27 protein-coding genes are annotated in these 22718 nt (G+C 42.8%); 17 read left to right on the top strand and 10 right to left on the bottom strand.

From position 1 onward, the window contains the following. The first annotated feature begins 144 nt into the window (after positions 1 to 144). The 3 genes from F957_RS04070 (at position 145) to F957_RS04080 (ending at position 2238) form a co-directional block, all read left to right on the top strand. Positions 145 to 1092: a pirin family protein gene (locus tag F957_RS04070; protein ID WP_016542575.1), complete on the top strand. Its 948-nt coding sequence runs from the start codon at positions 145 to 147 to the stop codon at positions 1090 to 1092. Continuing rightward, positions 1089 to 1487 (top strand): OsmC family protein, encoded by a 399-nt coding sequence (locus tag F957_RS04075; protein WP_016542576.1) that lies wholly within the window; start codon positions 1089 to 1091, stop codon positions 1485 to 1487. Before F957_RS04070 ends, F957_RS04075 begins: the two co-directional genes overlap by 4 nt. Before the next feature lie 97 nt (positions 1488 to 1584). Then, positions 1585 to 2238, top strand: coding sequence for a glutathione S-transferase family protein (locus tag F957_RS04080; RefSeq protein ID WP_016542577.1), 654 nt, complete (start codon positions 1585 to 1587; stop codon positions 2236 to 2238). Positions 2239 to 2292: 54 nt separating this feature from the next. Here the strand turns inward: F957_RS04080 and F957_RS04085 are convergent, their stop codons facing one another. The 3 genes from F957_RS04085 to F957_RS04095 all read right to left on the bottom strand — a co-directional run bounded on the left by F957_RS04085 (position 2293) and on the right by F957_RS04095 (position 6079). Beyond that, positions 2293 to 2904, bottom strand: a complete 612-nt coding sequence (locus F957_RS04085) for an SPOR domain-containing protein (protein ID WP_016542578.1) — start codon at positions 2902 to 2904, stop codon at positions 2293 to 2295. 276 nt (positions 2905 to 3180) lie between these two features. Next, on the bottom strand, positions 3181 to 4986 hold the full coding sequence (gene argS, locus F957_RS04090) for an arginine--tRNA ligase (RefSeq protein WP_016542579.1): 1806 nt from the start codon (positions 4984 to 4986) through the stop codon (positions 3181 to 3183). Between the two features lie 172 nt (positions 4987 to 5158). Further along, complete coding sequence (locus F957_RS04095) at positions 5159 to 6079, bottom strand: Dyp-type peroxidase (protein ID WP_016542580.1); 921 nt, start codon at positions 6077 to 6079, stop codon at positions 5159 to 5161. A gap of 158 nt (positions 6080 to 6237) precedes the next feature. Here F957_RS04095 and F957_RS04100 point away from each other — a divergent pair, with 158 nt between their 5' ends. After that, positions 6238 to 6858 (top strand): LysE family transporter, encoded by a 621-nt coding sequence (locus F957_RS04100; RefSeq protein ID WP_016542581.1) that lies wholly within the window; start codon positions 6238 to 6240, stop codon positions 6856 to 6858. A 12-nt stretch (positions 6859 to 6870) separates the two neighbouring features. Here the strand turns inward: F957_RS04100 and znuB are convergent, their stop codons facing one another. From znuB to F957_RS04115, 3 genes are read right to left on the bottom strand one after another with little or no spacing between them, the layout of a single operon-like run. Beyond that, a complete protein-coding gene (znuB, locus tag F957_RS04105) occupies positions 6871 to 7680 on the bottom strand; it encodes a zinc ABC transporter permease subunit ZnuB (protein ID WP_016542582.1) in 810 nt (269 codons plus the stop codon). A gap of 3 nt (positions 7681 to 7683) precedes the next feature. Beyond that, on the bottom strand, positions 7684 to 8472 hold the full coding sequence (gene znuC / locus F957_RS04110; protein ID WP_016660530.1) for a zinc ABC transporter ATP-binding protein ZnuC: 789 nt from the start codon (positions 8470 to 8472) through the stop codon (positions 7684 to 7686). Next, the gene (locus F957_RS04115; RefSeq protein ID WP_016542584.1) at positions 8445 to 8942 is read right to left on the bottom strand and encodes a transcriptional repressor; all 498 of its coding nucleotides are present in this window, start codon (positions 8940 to 8942) and stop codon (positions 8445 to 8447) included. Before F957_RS04115 ends, znuC begins: the two co-directional genes overlap by 28 nt. A gap of 222 nt (positions 8943 to 9164) precedes the next feature. Here F957_RS04115 and F957_RS04120 point away from each other — a divergent pair, with 222 nt between their 5' ends. From F957_RS04120 to F957_RS04180, 13 genes are all read left to right on the top strand, one after another. Beyond that, entirely contained in the window at positions 9165 to 10004 is an 840-nt protein-coding gene (locus tag F957_RS04120; protein WP_016542585.1) for a metal ABC transporter substrate-binding protein, read from the top strand. A 170-nt stretch (positions 10005 to 10174) separates the two neighbouring features. Further along, a complete protein-coding gene (locus tag F957_RS04125) occupies positions 10175 to 10573 on the top strand; it encodes an ATP synthase subunit I (RefSeq protein ID WP_016660529.1) in 399 nt (132 codons plus the stop codon). 100 nt (positions 10574 to 10673) lie between these two features. Next, the gene (atpB, locus tag F957_RS04130; protein ID WP_016542587.1) at positions 10674 to 11549 is read left to right on the top strand and encodes a F0F1 ATP synthase subunit A; all 876 of its coding nucleotides are present in this window, start codon (positions 10674 to 10676) and stop codon (positions 11547 to 11549) included. Positions 11550 to 11631: 82 nt separating this feature from the next. Beyond that, positions 11632 to 11877: a F0F1 ATP synthase subunit C gene (atpE, locus tag F957_RS04135; RefSeq protein WP_000424060.1), complete on the top strand. Its 246-nt coding sequence runs from the start codon at positions 11632 to 11634 to the stop codon at positions 11875 to 11877. A 39-nt stretch (positions 11878 to 11916) separates the two neighbouring features. Beyond that, the gene (locus F957_RS04140; protein ID WP_004656525.1) at positions 11917 to 12387 is read left to right on the top strand and encodes a F0F1 ATP synthase subunit B; all 471 of its coding nucleotides are present in this window, start codon (positions 11917 to 11919) and stop codon (positions 12385 to 12387) included. Between the two features lie 11 nt (positions 12388 to 12398). Then, positions 12399 to 12935 (top strand): F0F1 ATP synthase subunit delta, encoded by a 537-nt coding sequence (locus F957_RS04145; protein ID WP_016542588.1) that lies wholly within the window; start codon positions 12399 to 12401, stop codon positions 12933 to 12935. A 42-nt stretch (positions 12936 to 12977) separates the two neighbouring features. Next, positions 12978 to 14522, top strand: a complete 1545-nt coding sequence (atpA, locus tag F957_RS04150) for a F0F1 ATP synthase subunit alpha (RefSeq protein WP_004656522.1) — start codon at positions 12978 to 12980, stop codon at positions 14520 to 14522. Between the two features lie 77 nt (positions 14523 to 14599). Further along, the gene (gene atpG, locus F957_RS04155; RefSeq protein WP_005240419.1) at positions 14600 to 15469 is read left to right on the top strand and encodes a F0F1 ATP synthase subunit gamma; all 870 of its coding nucleotides are present in this window, start codon (positions 14600 to 14602) and stop codon (positions 15467 to 15469) included. Between the two features lie 30 nt (positions 15470 to 15499). Beyond that, positions 15500 to 16894, top strand: coding sequence for a F0F1 ATP synthase subunit beta (gene atpD, locus F957_RS04160; RefSeq protein ID WP_004656517.1), 1395 nt, complete (start codon positions 15500 to 15502; stop codon positions 16892 to 16894). A 28-nt stretch (positions 16895 to 16922) separates the two neighbouring features. Further along, positions 16923 to 17342, top strand: coding sequence for a F0F1 ATP synthase subunit epsilon (locus F957_RS04165; protein WP_004656515.1), 420 nt, complete (start codon positions 16923 to 16925; stop codon positions 17340 to 17342). Between the two features lie 132 nt (positions 17343 to 17474). Then, positions 17475 to 17960: a DUF2846 domain-containing protein gene (locus tag F957_RS04170; protein WP_016542589.1), complete on the top strand. Its 486-nt coding sequence runs from the start codon at positions 17475 to 17477 to the stop codon at positions 17958 to 17960. 124 nt (positions 17961 to 18084) lie between these two features. Next, positions 18085 to 18735, top strand: coding sequence for a hypothetical protein (locus F957_RS04175; RefSeq protein WP_016542590.1), 651 nt, complete (start codon positions 18085 to 18087; stop codon positions 18733 to 18735). Continuing rightward, a complete protein-coding gene (locus F957_RS04180; RefSeq protein WP_016660528.1) occupies positions 18719 to 19195 on the top strand; it encodes a hypothetical protein in 477 nt (158 codons plus the stop codon). Before F957_RS04175 ends, F957_RS04180 begins: the two co-directional genes overlap by 17 nt. Positions 19196 to 19263: 68 nt before the next feature. Here the strand turns inward: F957_RS04180 and F957_RS04185 are convergent, their stop codons facing one another. The 4 genes from F957_RS04185 to F957_RS04200 form a co-directional block, all read right to left on the bottom strand. Continuing rightward, positions 19264 to 19860 (bottom strand): hypothetical protein, encoded by a 597-nt coding sequence (locus tag F957_RS04185; protein WP_016542592.1) that lies wholly within the window; start codon positions 19858 to 19860, stop codon positions 19264 to 19266. 174 nt (positions 19861 to 20034) lie between these two features. Further along, positions 20035 to 20580: a glutathione peroxidase gene (locus tag F957_RS04190; protein ID WP_016542593.1), complete on the bottom strand. Its 546-nt coding sequence runs from the start codon at positions 20578 to 20580 to the stop codon at positions 20035 to 20037. A 118-nt stretch (positions 20581 to 20698) separates the two neighbouring features. After that, complete coding sequence (locus F957_RS04195) at positions 20699 to 21472, bottom strand: helix-turn-helix transcriptional regulator (protein WP_016542594.1); 774 nt, start codon at positions 21470 to 21472, stop codon at positions 20699 to 20701. A gap of 14 nt (positions 21473 to 21486) precedes the next feature. Beyond that, the gene (locus F957_RS04200) at positions 21487 to 22701 is read right to left on the bottom strand and encodes an MFS transporter (protein ID WP_016542595.1); all 1215 of its coding nucleotides are present in this window, start codon (positions 22699 to 22701) and stop codon (positions 21487 to 21489) included. Positions 22702 to 22718 lie beyond the last annotated feature (17 nt).

The following is a 22718-nucleotide window of genomic DNA, read 5'->3' as shown; positions in this document are numbered from 1 at the left end:
TAATGCTTCTAAGTTGTGTTGTATCAAGATTGTCTCATGAATAACACTCTGTGTATTACTAAAAGACTATATTGCTGAATGATTGTATTGTTAAGATCAAACTATCAACTCATTGCAATAGCATAGGTAAAAGAGAGCAATATCATGAGCAATAATAACGAATACGATATTTCTGATTCAAAAGACTGCGAAACGTATATCAATCAATTTATTCAAGAATTTACCATTCGTTCTGCTGAAATTGGCAAGGGAACTGTGATTAAACGTGCCTTGCCAAGTCGACAAAAACGCTTGGTCGGGGCATGGTGTTTTCTAGATCATGCTGGGCCAGTGAGTTTTCCAGCGGGCGATGGTTTAGATGTGGGGCCGCATCCGCATATTGGTTTGCAGACTTTCACATGGATGATTGAAGGCACCATGATGCATACCGATAGTCTAGGTTCAAAACAATTAATCCGTCCGAAGCAGGTCAATTTGATGACGGCAGGTCGTGGGATTTCACACACGGAAGTTGCACCAGATACTGAAACTAAAATGCACGCTGCCCAGCTCTGGATTGCCCTACCAGATGACAAACTGAATATAGAGCCTAAGTTTGAGCACTATCCAGAATTGCCTGTGGTGACGAAAGATCAGGTTGAGTTTAACGTACTGGTCGGTGACTTTCTCGATACAACCTCTCCTGTGCAAGTGCATACGCCTTTGGTTGGCGTCGATCTCACTGCACAAGCTGATACCAAGACCCGTATTCCACTCAATCCAAAGTTTGAATATGCCTTTATGGCACTTGAAGGGACGGCCCGCGTTAATGGGCATGAACTGACTGCCGATAATATGGTGGTTTTAGAAACGGGTTTAACTGAAATTGAAGTAGAACTCACCCAAGGTCATCGTTTACTGCTGATTGGTGGTGAACCGTTTGAATCACCGATTTTACTGTGGTGGAATTTCGTAGGACGGACGATGGATGGTTTAAAGCAAGCCCGTGAGGATTGGATTAATCATGATGCTCGTTTTGGAGAAATTCCTGATTACCAAGGTAAGCGTCTAGAAGCACCTGTATTACCTGATCAAATGAGGGCGTCAAAATGAGTATTATTGCCAGTGCAACCATCCAGACTTTACCAGAACCTTGGAAGGGGGAGGTGAAGAGTGGTACACATCAATTTCTTACCGATAAGCCAGAACAGTTCGGTGGACATGATACAGGTCCAGCACCTTATGATTTCCTGACTACAAGCTTGGCCGCCTGCACCATGATTACCTTGCGGATGTACGCGCAACATAAGGAAATGGATTTGGGTGTGTTTTCAGTTGAAGTGGACTTCCATACCAATCGTGAACAACAGGAACGAATCGAACGCCGTGTAATATTTGAACAACCTGTTTCACAAGATTTAAAAGAAAAGCTTCTCAATGTCTGTAGCAAAACCCCTGTTACTAAAACTTTGTTACGTAGTTTAGACATTCAGACCACGATTCTTTAAGACTAAAGTGCTATTGTGCTTGGGCAAAACATAATTCTAAGCGTAACTATGCGAGGGACTAAAACCATAGTTACGCAGCTAAAAAGCAGGCACAAAAATGATTACCTTACATTACCTACAATGTTCACGTTCGTTCCGTATCTTGTGGGCATTAGAAGAACTTGGTGTGGATTGCCAAGTTGAGTATTATCAAAGGTTAGCCAATTTCTCAGCACCAGACAGCCTCAAACAGATCCACCCACTCGGTAAAGCACCGATTTTAGTGGATGATGAAGATGTGATTGTTGAATCTGCTGTGATTCTCGATTACTTGCAACAACAGTATGATCTTCAACATCAATTTAAACCGCAACAACCGGCTGAGCAGCGTCAATATTCATATTGGATGCACTATGCAGAAGGCTCATTGATGCCTTTATTGGTCATGACCTTGGTGATGAACAATGTCAGCAAACATGTTCCGTGGGTCATTCGCCCGATTGCTGAAAAAATTAGTGATGGCGTCAAAGCTGGCTTCGTACGTCCACGAGTGAAAGAACATATTTTGTACCTTGAAGATTATCTGGCAAAACATGATTATTTTGCAGGTGATTTTTCATTTGCCGATATTCAAATGGCTTTTCCACTCATCGCCATACAAAACCGTTTACACGGTAAATATCCAAACATTCAAGCCTTTGTGCAACGGGTCCAACAACGCCCAGCCTTTCAACGTGCTGAGCAAAGAAGCTTGCATTCGCAATGTGCATAAATTTTTGAGTATAAAAAAGGGAACAAATTGTTCCCTTTTTTATACTGAATTGGTTTAGCGTTTAATCACAATCGAATCAATACCACTATGTTGCAGAGTTTGTTGCGCTGCCAATGCTGAATCTTGACTGTCATAAGGGCCAGAGAACACACGGTACCATGTCTGACCATTTTCAACACTTTTCACCACATCTGCAGATAAACCATTCAGGATGATCTCTGCACGACGTGCGTCGGCACTGTCAGGGTCAGGGTAGCTACGTACTTGTAAAATATAAGTTGCATGTGCAGGTGCAGCAGCTTGTTCACTTGGTGTGATGCCGCTTGGATCTTCTGTTGTAGTGGTCTCAGGTTTTGGTGACTCAATAATCACAACATTGCCCTGAGGTTTGGCCTCAGGCACAGCTTGTTCTGGAATTGGAGTTACTTGTTGCTGAGGCAGTAAATCATAAAAACGGTAGTCTTTATTGGTATTTTCTTCTTGGTAATGTTCTGAGGTTACCTGATTTTTTGCAGGAACTGGCTGCCAAGGTTGCCAAAGCATTAACATTACCGCAGCACATAGGATCGCGAGAATTGCGACAAGCATTCCTAACCACTTTGGAATGAGCGGTTTTTTTGGCTTGTTTGGTCGTTCAGATACACCACGTTGCGTTTTTCCAAACACCGGAAAATTCCTCTTGATCCTATTAGGTTATTTGTAACTTGAATCTGCTTAAAAACAAAGCATTATGTTTAAAAATAATGCTTTGTTTACCATATTGTTTAACAATGATGGCTTAAGTTTACATGTATTTAAAGCGTTGCTTTGCTGATTACCGCTTACCTCAGGCATCGCCTTCGGTCTTGCGACGATGTGCAAAGCGTTGCTTTGCTGTTTTACAGCCCACCTCAAGCATAGCTTTCGGTCTTGCAGCCATGTGTGAAGCTTCGCTTCACTTTATTACATGGCTTCAGGAGCGGATACACCGAGTAATTCTAAGCCATTACGCAAAACTTGCTGTACGTTGATTGAAAGCAATAAACGCGATTGTGACAATGGGATATTTGTTTCATCTAGAATTCGAACATTATCCAAGTTATACCAACCATGGAACAGCGCAGCTAATTCTTTCAGATAGTTACCAATCTGGTGTGGTTCATACACATTTGCTGCACGAACTAAAACATCTGGATAAGCTGCGAGCTTAGCTAATATTTCAAATTCCGCCTCTAAAGTGAGTAATTTTGCATCGTAATTTTGGAGGGCAGTGCGATCAAATGGAATATTCTTTTCTGGTGCACGAATATCTACCATACGGTTAACACGCGCATGGGCATATTGAATGTAATACACCGCATTGTCTTTGCTTTGTGAAACAGCAAGATCGAGGTCAAAGTCAATGTGTTGTTCAGACTTACGCATCACATAGTAGAAACGCGCGGCATCATTACCGACTTCTTTACGTAGATCACGTAAAGTCACGAATTGACCTGAACGCGATGACATTTGTACCATCTCGCCACCACGCCACAAGCTCACGAACTGAACCAAAAGTACGGTCAGTTTCTTCGAGTCGTAGCCCATGGCATCAATGGCTGCTTTAACACGTGAGATATAACCGTGGTGGTCAGAACCCCAAATATCAATCAGGTCAGTATAGCCGCGTTGTAGTTTATTCAAGTGATAGGCGATGTCAGAAGCAAAGTAAGTGGTTTGACCATTACGACGTTTCACCACACGGTCTTTTTCATCGCCAAATTCAGTTGATTTAAACCAGATATTACCGTCCTTTTCATAGAGGTAACCACGTTGGTCTAATGTCTCAAGCGCTTCGTCAATTTTGTCAGTTAAAGAGTCTTCACTGAACCATTTGTCAAAGGTCACACCAAAGTCAGCCAAGTCATCTTTGATGTCATCTAAGATGGCATGTAACGCTGCTTGATGGAAAACACGGTAGTCTGCACCCAAGTGTTGTTGTGAGTTTGCGATCAAACCATCAATGTGTTTTTCTTTGTCGCCAGAAAGGACAACTTTGTTACCCTCTGCATCGAGTTCTTCAGCGTACTGAACATCTTCGGGTACATCTTTATAAATGTCAGCAACCGCACGAACATGTGCATTGCCATCTTTATCAATAATTTCTTGAGCGATTTCTTTAACGTAGTCGCCTTGGTAGGCATTTTTAGGGAAAACTAAAGTTTGCCCCGTCAATTCTAAATAACGTAGATAGGTTGAAGTCGCCAAAATGTCCATTTGACGGCCTGCGTCATTGACATAGTATTCACGATCAACTGTTGCACCTGTTGCTTCTAATAGATTTGCAACCGTCATGCCATAGGCTGCGCCACGACCATGTCCGACATGCAGACTAGAGGTCGGGTTTGCAGAGACAAACTCGACTTGGATTTTTTTAGCTGCATTGGCTTGGCTGCGGCCATAGTCATTTTTTTGTGCTTGGATTTGATCAAGCACGGCATAGCGTTGGTCTGCATTTAAAAAGAAGTTGATAAAACCCGGACCTGCAATTTCTGCTTTGGTAATATCAGCCACTTCTGGGAGGGCTGCCAAGATTTTTTCAGCAAGATCGCGTGGTTTCATGCCAGCTGCTTTTGAGCCGATCATGGCAATATTTGAAGCAAAGTCTCCGTGACTTCGGTCTTTGGTACGGGTTAAATGGCTCGTGTTGGTCCAATCGGAAGGAAGTACACCTTGCTGTTGCAGGGTTTGTACCGCATGATCGAGAGCTGCTTGTATTGCCGTATTCATAGTTACCGAAAATAAATGTCGCGGAAAAACGAACAATATAGCAAACTTTATCGGCTTAGGGGGAGTGGGAATGATCTGGAATTAACATATTCCTATAAAACTTTTTAAGCTCATGTTTTTAAGTTGTGTGTTGAAGACGCTATACCCTTGATAGATATAGCATCTTGGTATTTTAGTCTTCTAAAATTTGTTCCAATAGTTCATCACTTGGCGCAAAATAATAAGCACCATCAATGGCAGTGGTGAAATGCAATAAGCGGTCATGAATACCATCACCTGTGGTGCCAAACATGCGTTTTAGCATTTCATCAATAATACTGAGCTGGTTGGTATAAGCGACGAAAAATAAACCTTGCTCACCTTTACCATCGCCATAAGGCAGGCTGTGACGCAAGATTTCCATTTCTTCACCTTCATCATCTTCCACGACAGTACGTGCCACATGCGAGTTTTGTGGTTTGATGTCATCATCCAGTTCAATTGACTCGAGTTTGGTACGACCAAAGACATGCTCTTGTGCATCAACTTTGAGTTGTTGCCATTTTGCTAGGTCATGGATATAGCGTTGCGCAAAGATAAAGCTACCATCAGCAAACGCCTCTGCCTCCTCAGGAAGTAGTGCTGCTTCAGCACGGTCATCAGGGAATTGCGGATTTTCAGTGCCGTCAATGAAGCCAGTCATGTCACGGCCATCAAAGAAACGGAAACATGCACGTTCGTCCAAGACCTCTACTTTATCTTGGATACCATTAAAGAAGGCTTGGCTCATGGCAAAGCAGATATCAGCACGGGCACTGGCAATATGAATAAATACATCAGCGGGTACCACAGGCATTTGAAACGCACCCTGTTGCGGGTCGAGTTGCTTAAAGCCCTCAGGGGTTTGAGCATAAAGTTGTGTCCACAGTTCAGGACCAAACGCGATGGCTGTTTTAATCTGGTCATTCGGGTGTTGTGTGATTAAACGGTCACGGGTCGAAAGTAGCGCTTCAATTTGTTGTTTTAATTCAGCAATGCTTAAATCTTTTAAACGTAAAACAATAAAGCGGGCATGGTCGGAAGGTAATGGAAGAATGACAGATTGCGCAGTCATTAAAATCTCCTTAGTTATTTTTAAGGGGCAAAAAGGATAATTGTGCCTGATGTTATGAGGACTGAGTAGCTTATTTGTTAAATTTTCTTGCCTAAAATATCATCGCGAGGCGTTGATAAAACGGTATAATTCATCTTTTATTGTTCAACTCTTTTGCTATGGCTGTGCAGGTTTGGTTTGCTTTTATGTTGGCGTGCTGGGTGATTAGTGTTTCACCAGGTGCTGGCGCAATTGCCTCAATGTCGAGTGGGTTAAACTATGGATTTCGACATGGCTATTGGAATGTCATAGGTCTGCAAGTCGCGTTGATCATTCAAATCATGATTGTTGCAGCAGGTGTCGGCGTCTTGTTCGCGACCACACCTTGGGCCTTTCAGGTGGTGAAATGGTTTGGGGTGATCTATTTACTATACTTGGCTTATACGCAGTGGAAAGCACCCATTCAGAACATCGAGATTCAACAGGAGCAGAATGATAAATCTGCCTTGGCTTTGGTATTTAAAGGCTTTGTGGTGAATATGAGCAACCCCAAAGCAATCGTGTTTTTATTGGCTGTTTTGCCACAGTTTTTGGACTTGAATCGACCGCAATGGCTGCAATACTGCATCATGGCGACGACAATGGTGACGATCGACCTGATTGTCATGGCGGGTTATACCGGACTAGCATCGAAAGTATTGAGACTGCTTCGTTCACCGACACAGCAAAAATACTTAAATCGTGGTTTTGCGGTGATGTTCAGTTGCGCAGCCTTATTATTGAGTGCCATTCAGCAATAGGCCTAAACCTCGTTAGGCAGATTGTGACTGGCTTTTGAGTTTCTGTACGATAAAAATGGCAGCAAAACACAGTGCCATGCACAACACAATGCTCAGGCCTGTTGAAATATTTAAGGCAGCACTTGACCATAGGCCAACTGTGACGCCAAGCTGTGCCAGAATAAAAGCCCAGACCACCATCTGTTTGGGAGAGTGCGCCAGTAAGCGTGCGCTAAGTGCTGGAATCACCAACAGTGCACCCATCAATAATGAACCCACCGCACGTAAAGCCAGTACCGTAAACAATGCCAATAACAACATAAAGATCAGGCGTTGCCAATTGGCACTGACGCCTTCACTCATAGCAATATCAGGATCAATCGCAATTTGAATTTGTGCTGACCAAGAGCGATACAGTACGATCAATGCGGCGATGATGACCACGGCAAACATCGGTAAATCAGACCATTCAATACTGAGCAAATCACCAAATAAATAGCTGAGCAATTCAGGGCGTAGACTTGGCACTTGTTGAATCAAAAGTAAGCCTGAGCAGAGTAGGGTCGCAGAGCTTAAAGCGAGCAAGGCATCATTGGGAAGGCGAGAGTCATGCAGCACCCACAGCAATGCAACCAGTAACAGCGCCAGACAGGCAACACCCAACCAGAAAGGTAAATTTAAAATACCTGCAACTGCGACCCCCAGTAGGGTGCCGTGAGCCATGGTATCGGCAAAAAAAGACATTCTGCGCCACAGCATTAGGCAACCGAGTGGAGCGGTCAGAAAAACCAGCAATGACCCCATGATCCAAGCAGGTAGGAGGAGTTGTAACCATTCCATCATGGCTTAGACCTTTGGCTCTGGGTGAATGTGTGGACGTGGATCGTGAGAACAAGGTTCGGCATGATCACTATGCCCACAGTGATTATGGTGATGCTGATAGAACATTCGTTGTGTGCCAAAAATGGCTTGATATTCTGGATGCTGTTGAATATTTTCAGGCAAACCACTGCAACAGATGTGTTTATTGAGGCAGACCACACGATGCGTACCTTGCATGACCCATTGCAAATCATGCGACACCATCAGGACGGCACAACCATAGCGTTCGGGTAAGCTGCGTACATATTCATACAGTTCAGCTTCGGACTGGATGTCCAGACCTTGCATCGGTTCATCCAAGACTAAGATATCAGGCTGCCGCAGTAAGGCTCGAGCCAGTAAAACGCGTTGCCGTTCACCGCCTGATAGCTGCTGTACTTTGGATGCTTGTAATTTTTGGATGCCGGTGTCGCGGACAATCTCTGCACGTAAATCAGCGCTGCAGATTTCAAGATCAAGTAAATCTTGTACCCGTAAAGGCAGGCTAGCAGACGGATTAAACTTCTGCGGCACATAAGCCAGTTTTAATTTTTTTGAAAAGTGCACCTTGCCTTTATTGGGTGACATGATGCCAAGGAGTACTTTGATTAAGGTTGATTTACCTGCGCCATTGGGACCAATCAGCGTCACAATCTCTTTTGACTGCAAAGCAAAATCGACATTTCTCAAAATATCCCGTTCGTCACGTCGAACCGAGACTTTCTCCAACTGTATAAGCGGAGTGTTTACTGGAGTGTGCTGCACTGATGACATTTTCCAGAAATTTCAATAATGCTGTGTTGCGCTAAAAACTGGTCTGAGGCGGCAAGTTGGTCGAGTTGTTGAATCAACCCTTGCGCAGAAGCCTCTTTGACAGAATGGCATTCGGTACAAATCAGGAAAGCAGCTTGGTGTCCTTCACGTGGATGGCAACAAGGTATATAGGCATTGATTGAGGTCAGTCTGTGAATGAGGCCTTTTTCTAATAAAAAGTCTAAACTGCGATACACTGTCGGTGGGGCAGCAGGGCGGTCTGCTTGGCCTTTAATTTTTGCCAATAAGTCATAAGCACCCATTGGGCCAGAGGCATTCAAAATGAGTTCAAGCACTTCTTTACGCAAAGGGGTCAGGCGAGCGCCAGTCGCAGTGCATAACAATTCTGCTTCAGCAAGTCGCGCTTTAATATCGTGATGACCATGAACACCATGTAATGCATTGTCATGTTCATGTGAACAAGAACTCATAGATTGACCTCATTGTTTTTGTAGAACCTATTGATCTGTTACAGCGCCATAAAAGGCTGATGGCCTTACAATAGATTCAATATCATAACACGCAATTTAGGATAACTATCTATATATAGTTAAAGCCAAGTCTGTTCAGGTGATGAATCTCGAAAATAGACATAGGCATTTTTTAACTTTTGTTATATTATAACATGCTTCGCTAAATTGAGTAATGCTGTGATGTCTCGCCTAATTGTTTTGGTCTTGTTTTCGATGTTAAGCACATGGGGCTGGACACAAAGCTTGGTGGTTTCAACACACCCAATTTATTTGATTGCTAAACAAGTGACAGACGGAGTAGAAGAGCCGATCCTGTTATTGAAAGATCAAAGTGGCCATGATGTGCAACTCACACCCGCCCATCGTAAAGCGATTCAAGATGCTTCCTTGGTGATTTGGCTGGGTAAAGCCCATGAAGCGCCACTGGAAAAAATGCTGAACCAAAACCGTAAAGCAATTGCTTTATTAGACTCAGGCATTTTAACCGCTTTGCCGTTACGTAATTTACGTGGTGTATCTATGGCCAATACCGTAGATAGTCATGTGTGGTTAGATCCGAATAATGCGGTTCGGATCGCTTTCTTTATTGCAACTTTACGTTCTCAGCAATACCCAGAAAATAAAGCCAAATACATGGCCAATGCCAAAGAATTCTCTCAGCAGATGCTGCAAGCTTCACAACAATATGAAAGCTTGAATAAAGCCAAAAACTATTGGTCTTATCATGATGCCTATCAGTATCTAGAACGTGCTTTGAACTTAAAATTTGCGGGTGCATTGACCGATGATCCACATATTGCCCCAACGGCAGCTCAAATTAAGTACTTAAGAGACAATCGTCCGCAAAATAAAATGTGTCTATTGGCCGAAACGACAGCAAGTGCCAGTCAGTACCAAAAAATGAACCCAGTAGTTTTCCAGTCAGTCGATGAAAGCATGCGCGGTGAAGACAATTTTGTAACAGCGTGGCAAAAATTGGCTTCAAAAACCGATAAATGCGTAATAAGTGCACAAAATTGATCAAAAAAATAAAAATCAATTGACTCTATCGTCAAAAAATATGGTAACGAAAAAAGCAGACTTAAGTCGAGAAAAGATTGCATGTTCAGGGGTGTAACTCTATAATGCCTGCGATTCGAAACGATCATGATTAAAACTTGTCAAGCAGTTCTGCTGTAAGTGGGTAAAAAATGAGCCAAACTAGTCGCATGATTGACCGACGATTAGCAAAAGCTTTGGTCTTCTTACAAGCGTGTATGATTCCTGTTGCCGCTTTACTGGCATGGGCAATCAAAGATACAACTGCTGCTTTGAGTGCTGCGCTTGGGGCTTTGGTATGTTGGTTGGCACATTGTTATTTTGCTTGGCAGTCGTTTAGAACGGCAGGCGCAAGAGCATCAAAACAAGTCATGCTGAATATGTACCGAGGAATGCTCGGTAAGTTTGCGATTGTGATTGTGGGTTTTATATTAATTTTGAGCAATGTTAAACCGCTGTCACCGGTTGCATTGTTTTGTGGATTTATTCTCGTACAAGCGATGTCGTGGGTCGCGCCATTTTGGGTGGCACGTCTACAAAAACGAGGGTAAGGCACATTTTGAGATTTTTGGAAGTAGAAGCGGGATCTTTGCCATCCGCTTGATTCGTTTCTACTTCTTTTTAATGATTGACATTGACCAGGTGTGATTTATGGCTGCTGAAGAACATGCCCTGACTTCGACCGAGTATATCAAGCATCACTTGACCAATATGACCTATGGCAAAATGCCTGACGGTACATGGAAATTGGCTGAGACTGCTGAAGAAGCTCATTCGATGGGGTTCACTGCAATTCACTTGGATTCAATGGGTTGGTCTATCGGACTTGGTGTGATTTTCTGTTTGTTGTTTTGGACAGTTGCGAGAGCTGCGAATGCAGGTGTTCCAACTAAATTCCAATCAGCAATTGAAATGATTATCGAGTTTGTTGACTCAAGTGTTCGTGATACTTTCCACGGCAAATCACGCTTAATTGCACCCTTGGCATTAACCATTTTCGTGTGGATTTTCCTCATGAACGCAATGGACTTAATCCCAGTTGACTGGATTCCGTATACAGCTCAATTGATTGGTGCAAACGTATTTGGCATGGACCCTCACCACGTTTACTTCAAGGTTGTTCCTTCTACTGACCCGAACATTACCCTTGGTATGTCGTTGTCTGTATTTGTTTTAATCTTGTTCTATAGTATTCGTGAGAAAGGGATCGGCGGTTTCGTCGGTGAATTGGCACTTAACCCATTCAACCCAAGTAACCCAGTTGCAAAAGCGTTATTGATTCCAGTGAACTTAATTTTGGAATTAGTAACTTTCCTTGCTCGTCCAGTTTCGTTAGCTCTACGACTGTTCGGTAACATGTATGCGGGTGAGTTGATCTTCATCTTGATCGCATTATTGCCGTTCTGGATCCAGTGGGCGTTATCTGTGCCTTGGGCTATCTTCCACATTCTCGTAATCACGCTGCAAGCATTTATCTTTATGATGCTGACCATCGTTTACTTGAGCATGGCAAGCGAAAAGCATTAATGGTATTGCCTGATTGTCACCTGACAGTTGGGCTTAAATTTTAGTTTAATTTGGTAATAACCTAACCTCTGAGGAATTTTTCATGGAACTCACTTTAGGTCTAGTTGCAATTGCATCTGCTATCTTGATCGCTTTCGGTGCTTTAGGTACTGCGATTGGTTTCGGTCTTTTAGGCGGTCGCTTCTTAGAAGCTGTTGCTCGTCAACCAGAATTGGCTCCACAACTTCAAACTCGTATGTTCTTAATCGCGGGTCTTCTTGATGCTGTGCCTATGATCGGTGTTGGTATTGGCTTGTTCTTCATCTTCGCTAATCCATTTGTAGGTTAATAGCTTAATTCCTAAATCCACATATTGAGGAATAGCGAAATGAATATCAACCTCACATTGATTGGCCAAGCAATTGCATTTGCGATCTTTGTCGCATTCTGCATGAAGTTTGTATGGCCTCCACTAATCAATGCGATTAGTGAGCGTCAGCGTAAAATCGCTGATGGCTTAAATGCTGCTGAAAAAGCAAAAGCTGACCTTGCTGATGCGCAAGCACAAGTTAAGGCAGAATTAGACGCAGCAAAAGCACAAGCGGCTCAATTGATCGAACAAGCGAACCGTCGTGCAGCACAATTGATCGAAGAAGCGCGTACCCAAGCATCTGCTGAAGGTGAGCGTATTCGTCAACAGGCGAAAGAAACTGTTGATCAAGACATCAATTCTGCTCGCGAAGAATTACGTCAACAAGTTGCTGCTTTGGCAGTTGCTGGCGCAGAAAAAATTCTGAACCAACAAGTTGACGCAGAAGCTCATAATGCCATGCTGAATCAGCTGGCTGCTAAACTTTAAGCGAGGCGAATATGGCTGAACTCTTGACGTTAGCACGCCCGTACGCCAAAGCAGCATTTGCTTATGCATCTGAGCAGAATGCAACTGACGCTTGGTCAAATGCGTTACAACTGCTCGGTGCTGCGGTGCAAGACGAAGCATTTTCCGCTTATTTAAATCGCCCTGAGCTGACTCCTGCGGAACAAGTAGGTCTTTTTGCCAAGGTTTTAGGTGAAGATCAGTCTCAATCAGTGTCAAATTTCTTGACCTTGCTTGCAGACAACGATCGTTTGGTTTTATTGCCTGAAATCGCAGCAGAATATGAATTACTTAAATCGCAGAACAACAACACATTGGAAGTAGAGATTGAATCTGCTTTCCCAATGGATGCGACACAAGAGCATATTTTAGCTCACGCGCTTGAAAAACGTTTTAACAGAACAGTTCATGTCTCTGTTAACGTTAATCCAGCGTTGATCGCAGGTGTTGTGATTCGTGCAGGCGACCAAGTGATAGATGACTCTGCGCTTAACAAGCTTGAAAAAATGCGGACTCGTCTTCTTGCCTAACAGCAATAAGACTGAACTTAAAAAAGATTGAGGAATAGCGCAATGCAACAACTGAATCCATCCGAGATCAGTGCGCTCATTAAACAGCGTATCGGCGATCTGGACACCAGCGCGACCGCGAAGAATGAAGGTACCATCGTCATGGTATCTGACGGTATCGTGCGTATTCACGGTCTTGCAGATGCAATGTACGGTGAAATGATCGAATTCGACGGCGGCTTATTTGGTATGGCACTGAACCTAGAACAGGATTCAGTGGGTGCCGTTGTTTTAGGTAACTACCTAAGCCTGCAAGAAGGTCAAAAAGCTCGTTGTACAGGTCGTGTATTAGAAGTTCCGGTTGGTCCTGAACTTCTTGGCCGTGTCGTAGACGCTTTGGGTAATCCAATTGATGGTAAAGGCCCGATTGATGCAAAACTAACTGATGCTGTTGAAAAAGTAGCACCAGGTGTAATTTGGCGTCAGTCTGTCGACGAACCTGTTCAAACTGGTTATAAATCAGTTGATACCATGATCCCTGTAGGTCGTGGTCAGCGTGAGTTGATTATTGGTGACCGTCAAACTGGTAAAACAGCAATGGCGATCGATGCGATCATCGCTCAGAAAAACTCTGGCATTAAATGTGTATACGTTGCGATTGGTCAAAAACAATCAACAATTGCAAACGTAGTACGTAAGCTAGAAGAAACTGGCGCTATGGCGTATACAACTGTTGTCGCAGCTGCGGCCGCTGATCCTGCAGCAATGCAGTATTTAGCTCCGTACTCTGGCTGTACAATGGGTGAATACTTCCGTGATCGTGGTGAAGATGCGTTAATCATTTATGATGATTTGTCTAAGCAAGCTGTTGCTTACCGTCAAATTTCATTATTGTTACGTCGTCCACCAGGTCGTGAAGCGTATCCAGGTGACGTATTCTATCTTCACTCGCGTCTTCTTGAACGTGCTTCGCGCGTTTCAGCTGATTATGTTGAGAAATTCACGAACGGTGCAGTAACAGGTCAAACTGGTTCTTTAACTGCATTACCGATCATTGAAACTCAAGCTGGTGACGTATCTGCATTCGTACCAACCAACGTAATTTCGATTACTGACGGTCAGATCTTCTTAGAAACATCATTATTCAACGCAGGTATTCGTCCTGCTGTGAACGCGGGTATCTCGGTATCACGTGTTGGTGGTTCAGCTCAAACTAAGATCATCAAAAAATTGTCTGGTGGTATCCGTACTGCTCTAGCACAATACCGTGAATTGGCTGCGTTTGCTCAGTTTGCTTCTGACCTTGATGAAGCAACACGTAAGCAACTTGAGCATGGTCAACGTGTAACTGAGTTAATGAAGCAAAAACAATATGCTCCATACTCAATTGCTGACCAAGCTGTTTCTGTATATGCATCTAACGAAGGCTACATGGCTGACGTAGAAGTGAAGAAAATCGTAGACTTTGATGCTGCGTTAATCTCTTACTTCCGTTCTGAACATGCTGCGTTAATGCAACAGATCGATGAAACTGGTGATTACAACAAAGACATCGAAGCAGCGTTCAAAGCAGGTATTGAGAGCTTCAAAGCGACTCAAACTTACTAAGTTTATCTTTAGTTAAGTTTGGTTCACGGATCAACCTTCGGAAGCTCGAAAGAGCTTTCGAATACTAGGTTAAGCGTATGGCAAATTTAAAAGAAATTCGCGCCAAAGTAGCTAGTATCAAGAGCACGCAAAAGATTACTCGCGCGATGCAAATGGTAGCTGCTTCGAAAATGCGTCGTGCGCAAGAGCGCATGGCTCAGGGCCGTCCGTATGCCGATAATATGCGCCGTGTAATTGCTCACTTGGTCCAAGCAAACCCTGAATATAAACACCGTTATATGGTTGAACGCCCAGTTAAGCGCGTTGGCTATATCGTAGTGTCTTCAGATCGTGGTTTGGCAGGTGGCTTGAACATTAACTTGTTCAAGAAAGTTGTGCAGCATGTCAAAGCACAACAACAGCAGTCAATTGAAGTTGAATTTGCTTTGATTGGTCAAAAAGCGGTTTCGTTTTTTAAGAATTACGGCGGTAAAGTGCTTGGTGCAACGACCCAACTTGGCGATGCGCCGAGTTTGGAACAGTTAACAGGCTCAGTGCAAGTTATGCTTGATGCATTTGATAAGGGCGAATTAGATCGTATCTACCTCGTATCAAATGGCTTCGTCAATGCAATGACTCAGCAGCCTAAAGTTGAACAACTTGTTCCTTTAGCACCGGCAGAAGAAGGCGATGACCTCAACCGTACTTATGGTTGGGACTATCTCTACGAACCAGAAGCAGAAGAATTGTTAAATGGTTTGTTGGTTCGCTACATCGAGTCTATGGTTTATCAAGGTGTGATTGAAAACGTTGCATGTGAGCAGTCTGCTCGTATGGTCGCGATGAAAGCAGCGACAGACAACGCAGGACAATTGATTAAAGACCTACAGCTCATTTACAACAAGCTGCGTCAAGCCGCGATTACTCAGGAAATTTCCGAGATCGTTGGCGGTGCCGCTGCCGTTTAACATTATTAAGTTTGAATTGAGGAGACAGCAATGAGTAGCGGTCGTATCATTCAGATCATCGGCGCGGTTATCGACGTCGAGTTTGAGCGCAATAGCGTTCCTAAGATCTATGACGCTCTCCAAGTTGACGGTACTGAAACTACATTAGAAGTTCAGCAACAGCTTGGCGATGGTGTTGTTCGTACCATCGCAATGGGTTCTACAGAAGGTCTTAAACGTGGCCTAAATGTAACCAGCACAAATGCACCGATTTCTGTTCCAGTAGGTCCAGCGACACTTGGTCGTATCATGGACGTATTGGGTCGCCCAATTGATGAAGCAGGTCCTGTAGCGACTGAAGAGCGTTTGCCGATTCACCGTCAAGCACCTTCTTATGCTGAACAAGCAGCTTCGACTGACCTTTTAGAAACTGGTATTAAAGTCATCGACTTACTTTGCCCGTTCGCGAAAGGTGGTAAGGTTGGTCTGTTCGGTGGTGCCGGTGTTGGTAAAACCGTTAACATGATGGAGTTGATCAACAACATCGCGAAAGCTCACTCAGGTTTATCTGTGTTTGCTGGTGTTGGTGAGCGTACTCGTGAAGGTAACGACTTCTATCACGAAATGAAAGATTCTAACGTTCTTGACAAAGTAGCAATGGTCTACGGTCAGATGAACGAGCCACCAGGTAACCGTTTACGCGTAGCGTTAACTGGTTTGACTATGGCTGAATACTTCCGTGATCAAAAAGACGAAAATGGTAAAGGTCGTGACGTATTATTATTCGTCGACAACATCTACCGTTATACACTTGCGGGTACTGAAGTATCAGCATTGTTAGGTCGTATGCCATCTGCAGTAGGTTACCAACCGACACTTGCAGAGGAAATGGGTGTTCTTCAAGAGCGTATTACGTCGACTAAATCTGGTTCGATCACATCGATCCAAGCAGTATACGTACCTGCCGATGACTTAACAGATCCATCGCCTGCAACAACGTTTGCTCACTTAGATGCTACCGTTGTATTGAGCCGTGACATCGCATCTTCTGGTATTTATCCAGCGATCGATCCACTTGACTCAACTTCACGTCAGTTAGATCCATTGGTTGTTGGTGCTGAGCATTATGAAATTGCACGTTCTGTACAGAACGTATTGCAACGTTATAAAGAGCTTAAAGACATCATCGCAATCTTGGGTATGGACGAGTTAGCAGAAGAAGATAAATTGGTTGTTTACCGTGCGCGTAAAATCCAACGTTTCTTCTCTCAACCGTTCCACGTCGCTGAAGTATTTACTGGTGCGCCTGGTAAATTAGTACCACTTAAAGAAACGATTCGTGGCTTTAAAGGTCTATTAGCTGGTGAATACGACCACATCCCAGAACAAGCGTTCTATATGGTTGGTGGTATTGACGAAGTGATTGCTAAAGCCGAGAAACTTTAATTAGCAACTCTAATTTAAGGAGATTCTCATGGCGACTATGCAATGTGACGTTGTAAGTGTGAAAGAGTCGATTTACTCTGGACAAGTTACGATGTTAATCGCAAAAGGTGCGGGCGGTGAGCTTGGTATTTTACCAGGACATGCGCCACTCGTAACTTTACTCCAACCGGGCCCGATTCGCGTTCAGTTGGAAAATGGTACAGAAGAAATCGTGTATGTATCTGGCGGTGTGTTAGAAGTTCAGCCTCATGTTGTGACCGTGCTTGCAGATACTGCAATCCGCGCTGACAACTTAGATGAAGTAGCAATTATGGAAGCTCGTAAACAAGCTGAACAATTGCTCGCAAATCAAAAGAGTGATCTGGATTCTGCTGCTGCGCTTGCTTCGCTTGCAGAAACTGCAGCTCAGCTTGAAACGATTCGTAAAATCAAAAACCGCGCACTTTAATTATTGCTGGTTTGAGATTGAAAAAAGCCACCGTCAGGTGGCTTTTTTTTATTTTAATGTCTTGAATAATTATAATTTTTCTATAAATTACAAAGCTTAATTTAGAATTATTAGTCCAAAGAGAAAATCATCATGAAAATGATAAAAAGTCTTCCGTTTTTGATCGCTGTGGCTTTTGTGGGGTGTGCATCGGTACCAACAGCAAATAATCAACTGAATGAACAAGCTAAGAAGCTTGAAGCCCCTTCGCAAGGCAATGCTGCAATTTATGTCTATCGTTCAAACAGTGCGTTTGGTGCCGCATTGAAAAAAGATGTATGGATTGACGGTGAGTGTCTGGGTGAAACGGCACGTGGTACCTTTTTCTTCAAAGAGGTCTCAGGTAATCAAGAACATACAGTTTCAACTGAATCAGAGTTCTCGCCTAACCATTTAGTGCTTAAAACAGAACCTGGTAAAAATTATTTTGTTCAACAATCGATTAAAATGGGCGCATTTGTTGGCGGTGCAAATGTGAAACTAGTTGATGATGAAACTGGGAAAAAAGCAATTCGTGAGTATCAGTTAGCCCAATCAGGTAAATGCAGTAAACCCACCATCGCACTCGATAAGAAATAAAGAGAAAGCCACCGTCAGGTGGCTTTTTTATACATTCAAATCAGGAGCTATATTTTATAGATAATTATCATTTTAATATTAATTCTTGTTATCATTTGTAAACTTGAAAAATGAGAACTTTAACGTGCAATCTAAAATCTTACTTCTAGCGCCTTTATTTATCATGTCTGTTGGCTGTACTGTAACTAAAACGCCTGAGGGGAAATCTATTGGTATGTTGCCAATAAAATCAGCGCCTAAGCATGAGCGTTATTTGAATATAGACAGTAGTGCGAGTAAAGCTGACAAAATCCAGATGTATCGTGATCAGTTAATTGAAAAGTTTCCGAATCAAGACTTTACATTTATCCGTACTTTTCCATACCGTGCTTATCAATCCTATGACTCTTTTACCCCTCGCCCTTATATGATCAATACAATTGATGGTCATCAGGTCAAAGTACCTGAATTTATAATGTTTAGATCAAAAAATGTATTGTTAACAGAGTTAGCTCAACAGGATTTAAAGGTACCTGTTGGCGTGCATGATTTAGTGATTATAAATGGATTCAAAAGTACAAGTTATTATACCGAAATAAAAAATGTGAATTTTGAGAAAAATAAAAATTATGTCATGGGTGCGGATTATAGTAAGGAAACTGGTTCTCGGCTTTATATTGCAGAATATGAGATAGATCAAAGATTTAAAACGAATGAGCCAGAATCTATTGTGATTAAGAAAAAAATTGTTGAAGGTATTGAACAAGGAAATTTGAAGTATGTCAAAATTTACTAAATCCGTATTTAAATTTAGTTTATTGTTTTCGATCTTGCTGTCTAGTGGCTGTGTGCGAATGATGCTGCCGACCTCTGAATCACAGCTTATTCAGCAATCTGTGGGGGGGGGATATAGCACTGAACTCAACATGGATTATATTCAAGTATATGCAAATTTAAAACGAGCTTATGATAAATGTGTCGCCTATAAAAGCCCTGTACCTAATGATATGAGTTATATTGCGGTAGACGGTCAACTTGAGCGTGATAAGCATCAAGCTACAATTGAAGCAAAAGCAAACTATGGAACCTATGTTTCTAAAGTGAATTTGAAAGAGATACCAGAGGGAAAAACTTTGTTAACCTTATATCTTTCAAAAAGTAAGCTTTTGACTGGAAATAAAAATGCTGAGTTGTCGCAGAAGAGATTTGAACAAGAACAGTTAAGAGCCTTAGGAAATGATCCTAAGTGTAATTAGAAAGATGCGATAAAAAAAAGACTGAGTAATAAACGAATCGTTTAGCTCAGTCTTTTGGTTTTTTATCTCTAAGCGTTTGAATCAGCTTTATCTCCCAATACCAAGGTCGCAAGCTTCACCATATCCATTTGAATCGTATTGAACTGTTTTTCAATCTTGGCAAAATCAATTTTTGATAAATCCGTTTGACCATGTAATAAGGGCATATTTAATAGCTGTTGATTAGCAGCCAATAAGCTTTGGCGGATCTGATCGACTTCATTACTTTTTAAATTCAGTGATAATAAGGCATCGTGCAGCTTATGCAATTCTTGATTCAACTCACCCGTAGTACTTTGTAGCTGTTGCACATTTTTATCTTGGATGGCCTGCTCCAAATTACTTTGCGATTGCTTGAGCAAGGTGACATAGTCACCAGTTTCAATCTGCAATTTGGCAATATCACGGGCGATATTGAACATATTGCCACGGCTTAGGTTCTGCGTATCTTGAGCTGCTTCGGCTTCTACTTGCTCATCCTCCGCCTGGGTCAGGTTCTGTTCAATCTCAGCTGTTGATTCAGCCCCTTCATTGCCCTGAGGCGTTTGATCACAACCAGCTAGTATGAAAGCTGTAGCAAGTGTGGATGCGAAAAGAATGGCTTTGATAGAGAATTTTTCCATCATGGCTGAACGACACCAGATTACAAGAAGAGGGTCACTATAATGAGAAACTGTGGAGAAAAAACAGATTTTTGCAAATTAGCAACAGTTTGAAGGGCATAGGGGAGTTGAACGCGGATTCTACATTTTGCATAGAAAAGAGCAGATCAACTGCTCTTTTCTACTTGTTTCTCAAATTTATTTTGCTAATTCAGCTTCAATTGCACTGACAATACGTTCATCATCGGCAGTGATATCTGGTGCAAAGCGAGCAACAATTTCACCCTGCTTATTTACCAAGAATTTTTCAAAATTCCATAACACTTCAGGTGGGTTATTTGGGGTTAAACCATAATCGACCAAGTCTTTCCACCATGGGCCTTCACCTTGACGTTCTGGAATAGCCTGTGTCAGGGTTTGATACAAGGCATGTTTGTCATCACCCGCAACTGAGATTTTTGCGAAAAGCGGGAAGTGCACATCATAATTCAATGAACAAAACTGTTGAATTTCATCATTGGTTCCAGGCTCTTGTTCTAAGAAGTTATTCGCGGGGAAGCCCAGAATTTCTAGGCCTTGCTCTTTTTTGGCCTGATACAATTTTTCTAAACCTTCGTACTGTGGTGTAAGGCCACACTTTGATGCCACGTTAACGATCAACAGAACTTTGCCTTGATATTGATCGAGATCAATCTCTTGGCCTTGGATGTCCTTAACGGGAATGTGATAAACCGACTGGCTCATGGGATACGTCCTAATTTGTTGTTGTGACAAAACCTATTTGTTTTAACTGCTATTGCTGCTGAGTGCAATGCTCTTAAGATGATTGCATACAAATAATGTGTAAAACCAAGCCTTTGTTTTAAAGTGCTGCATTTTTGAGTTGAATGGGAGTCTGCCCTGTATAGCGTTTAAAAAACTCAATAAAACTGGAACTGTGCTGATAACCCAGGGCAAAAGCGAGTTGTTTGATGGTCATGCCTTGGCGGATCTGATTGATCGCAAAAATAATTTTGGCACGATTACGCCACTCTGACAGGGACAGTTGCAGTTCTTGTTGGCTGAGGCGTAATAGATGTCGCTCACTGACTGCAAAGTGTTGTAGTACTTGTTGCAGACTGCTATTAAACAGATCGGGATCGGCAAGTTGTTGCAGAATCGGCGCTAAAATTGGATGACTGCTTTGAGGTAAATAATGTGAATAGGCAGGTGCCTGCTTGAGTTGATCGAATAAAACTTGAAGCAGATGTTCAAGATATTCAGGCGCAGCAAGCTGTTTTTGCTGCTCTAAGATTTGCAGCACTAAGGCCCGAAAAAACGGTTCAATACTGAAACAGCGACAACTATCCCCTAAAAAATCACCAAATTTTGGATGTAGACGAATACAGATATAGTGAATTTCGTGTTCAACCGGCAGTGATTGATGTTCGGTTCGTGGCGGTAACCACAATCCATAACTGGGCGGTGATAAGTAGTATTTACCTTCAATATCAAATTCTAAAGTTCCATTTAGACTGAAATTGAAATCGCCCCAAAGTGAAGAATGAGGTGTGACAATATCATCCTTTTGATACAGAAATTCATGGACTTCTATACCGTGCAAGAATGGAAATTGTTCAGCAACATCATGCTTCATTTGAGGATCTCATGTTAATTCTCGAAAGTTACTTTCGGGTTATTCAAGCCTTTGGCCAAAGTAAAGATACTAATCAATGCTAAGGCAACAAAACTGATTACACCATAAATTAAGATATTTTCATTGAAATGATCAACCACATAACCGCCCAGTAGCGAACCTGTGGCAATCATGACTTGGAACATACCCACAAACAGCGGCATGCCTTTTTCAACTGCGTGAGGTGCATGCACAAACATCCAAATATTGGCAGAAGTCGGGAAGGCACCAAAAGCGAAGCCCCATAAAGCAGTCAATACAATTGCCCCAAATTGGTGAGTCGCGAAAATTGGAAAGCCGAAGAATACGATCGTAAAGCAGACCCCAACAAAGGCGAGGGTATAGCGTACATTTAAATTGCCGCTATAGCCTGCAAATGCATTACCAAAAATACCTGCAATACCGTAGAGCAATAATAATGAACTGATCGTAGTACCATCAAAGCCGGCAATATTCTTAAAGAACGGTGCCAAATAACTATAGGCACAGAAGTGTGCAAGACCGATGAGCAGAACAATCAGCATCCCACTGCGTGCTTTGGGGGTACGGAGTAAGGCGGGTAGGTCACGTAAATGAATGGCTGACTCAGGTTTGAGTGCTGGTAGGAAAATCAGCTGTAGCACTAACACCACCAAGCCGATTGCTGCGGTAATCCCAAAGGCACTACGCCAGCCATAGAATTCACTAAGCCAAGTCCCGATTGGGACACCTAAAACGGTAGCAAAGGTTACCCCAGCCATCACAATGGCAGTTGCTTTCGCAATCGGCAAATGTGGGGGTGCAAGTTTGCCACTGAGCGCGATGGCAGTGGCCCAGAAGCCACCAATTGAAATACCAAGGACCAAACGGCTGAGCAGCAATACATTAAAGCTATCTGCAAAGGCCGTAATGGTGTTGGCAATCACCATAATCGCGGTTAATAGAATCAACACATAGCGACGATCCAGTTGTTTCACGGAAATCGGCAGTAAGGGTGCAGCAATCGCAGCCATCACCCCAGGTAAGGTAATGATTAATCCTGCTGTACCCACTGAAATGTTTAAGTCGGTTGCGACACTATTGAGAACACCCACAGGTAAGAATTCGCTGGTGACCAGTGCAAAGGCAGCAACAGCGACAGCTAAAATTGCATACCAGCTTCCTTGTGTGGTTTCAGTGGGTCGTGCGTCTGAAGAGGTGGATTGTTCCATGAGAATTTCCTTATTTG

This window comes from Acinetobacter gyllenbergii CIP 110306 = MTCC 11365 (assembly GCF_000413855.1).
In the GTDB taxonomy this organism is placed as follows: Bacteria; Pseudomonadota; Gammaproteobacteria; order Pseudomonadales; family Moraxellaceae; genus Acinetobacter; species Acinetobacter gyllenbergii.
This window is presented reverse-complemented; position numbering and strand designations above follow the sequence as displayed.

What these genes read in the sequence shown, in the direction of transcription:
- F957_RS04185 (WP_016542592.1), bottom strand. Translation starts at nt 19,860, where the DNA reads ATGATGGAAAAATTCTCTATCAAAGCCATTCTTTTCGCATCCACACTT.
- znuC (WP_016660530.1), bottom strand. Translation starts at nt 8,472, where the DNA reads ATGTCATCAGTGCAGCACACTCCAGTAAACACTCCGCTTATACAGTTG.
- znuB (WP_016542582.1), bottom strand. Translation starts at nt 7,680, where the DNA reads ATGATGGAATGGTTACAACTCCTCCTACCTGCTTGGATCATGGGGTCA.
- F957_RS04080 (WP_016542577.1), top strand. Translation starts at nt 1,585, where the DNA reads ATGATTACCTTACATTACCTACAATGTTCACGTTCGTTCCGTATCTTG.
- F957_RS04070 (WP_016542575.1), top strand. Translation starts at nt 145, where the DNA reads ATGAGCAATAATAACGAATACGATATTTCTGATTCAAAAGACTGCGAA.
- F957_RS04100 (WP_016542581.1), top strand. Translation starts at nt 6,238, where the DNA reads ATGGCTGTGCAGGTTTGGTTTGCTTTTATGTTGGCGTGCTGGGTGATT.
- atpD (WP_004656517.1), top strand. Translation starts at nt 15,500, where the DNA reads ATGAGTAGCGGTCGTATCATTCAGATCATCGGCGCGGTTATCGACGTC.
- F957_RS04075 (WP_016542576.1), top strand. Translation starts at nt 1,089, where the DNA reads ATGAGTATTATTGCCAGTGCAACCATCCAGACTTTACCAGAACCTTGG.
- atpE (WP_000424060.1), top strand. Translation starts at nt 11,632, where the DNA reads ATGGAACTCACTTTAGGTCTAGTTGCAATTGCATCTGCTATCTTGATC.
- F957_RS04200 (WP_016542595.1), bottom strand. Translation starts at nt 22,701, where the DNA reads ATGGAACAATCCACCTCTTCAGACGCACGACCCACTGAAACCACACAA.
- F957_RS04190 (WP_016542593.1), bottom strand. Translation starts at nt 20,580, where the DNA reads ATGAGCCAGTCGGTTTATCACATTCCCGTTAAGGACATCCAAGGCCAA.
- F957_RS04140 (WP_004656525.1), top strand. Translation starts at nt 11,917, where the DNA reads ATGAATATCAACCTCACATTGATTGGCCAAGCAATTGCATTTGCGATC.
- F957_RS04115 (WP_016542584.1), bottom strand. Translation starts at nt 8,942, where the DNA reads ATGAGTTCTTGTTCACATGAACATGACAATGCATTACATGGTGTTCAT.
- F957_RS04125 (WP_016660529.1), top strand. Translation starts at nt 10,175, where the DNA reads ATGAGCCAAACTAGTCGCATGATTGACCGACGATTAGCAAAAGCTTTG.
- F957_RS04145 (WP_016542588.1), top strand. Translation starts at nt 12,399, where the DNA reads ATGGCTGAACTCTTGACGTTAGCACGCCCGTACGCCAAAGCAGCATTT.
- F957_RS04170 (WP_016542589.1), top strand. Translation starts at nt 17,475, where the DNA reads ATGAAAATGATAAAAAGTCTTCCGTTTTTGATCGCTGTGGCTTTTGTG.
- atpG (WP_005240419.1), top strand. Translation starts at nt 14,600, where the DNA reads ATGGCAAATTTAAAAGAAATTCGCGCCAAAGTAGCTAGTATCAAGAGC.
- F957_RS04180 (WP_016660528.1), top strand. Translation starts at nt 18,719, where the DNA reads ATGTCAAAATTTACTAAATCCGTATTTAAATTTAGTTTATTGTTTTCG.
- F957_RS04095 (WP_016542580.1), bottom strand. Translation starts at nt 6,079, where the DNA reads ATGACTGCGCAATCTGTCATTCTTCCATTACCTTCCGACCATGCCCGC.
- F957_RS04195 (WP_016542594.1), bottom strand. Translation starts at nt 21,472, where the DNA reads ATGAAGCATGATGTTGCTGAACAATTTCCATTCTTGCACGGTATAGAA.
- F957_RS04165 (WP_004656515.1), top strand. Translation starts at nt 16,923, where the DNA reads ATGGCGACTATGCAATGTGACGTTGTAAGTGTGAAAGAGTCGATTTAC.
- atpA (WP_004656522.1), top strand. Translation starts at nt 12,978, where the DNA reads ATGCAACAACTGAATCCATCCGAGATCAGTGCGCTCATTAAACAGCGT.
- F957_RS04120 (WP_016542585.1), top strand. Translation starts at nt 9,165, where the DNA reads ATGTCTCGCCTAATTGTTTTGGTCTTGTTTTCGATGTTAAGCACATGG.
- atpB (WP_016542587.1), top strand. Translation starts at nt 10,674, where the DNA reads ATGGCTGCTGAAGAACATGCCCTGACTTCGACCGAGTATATCAAGCAT.
- argS (WP_016542579.1), bottom strand. Translation starts at nt 4,986, where the DNA reads ATGAATACGGCAATACAAGCAGCTCTCGATCATGCGGTACAAACCCTG.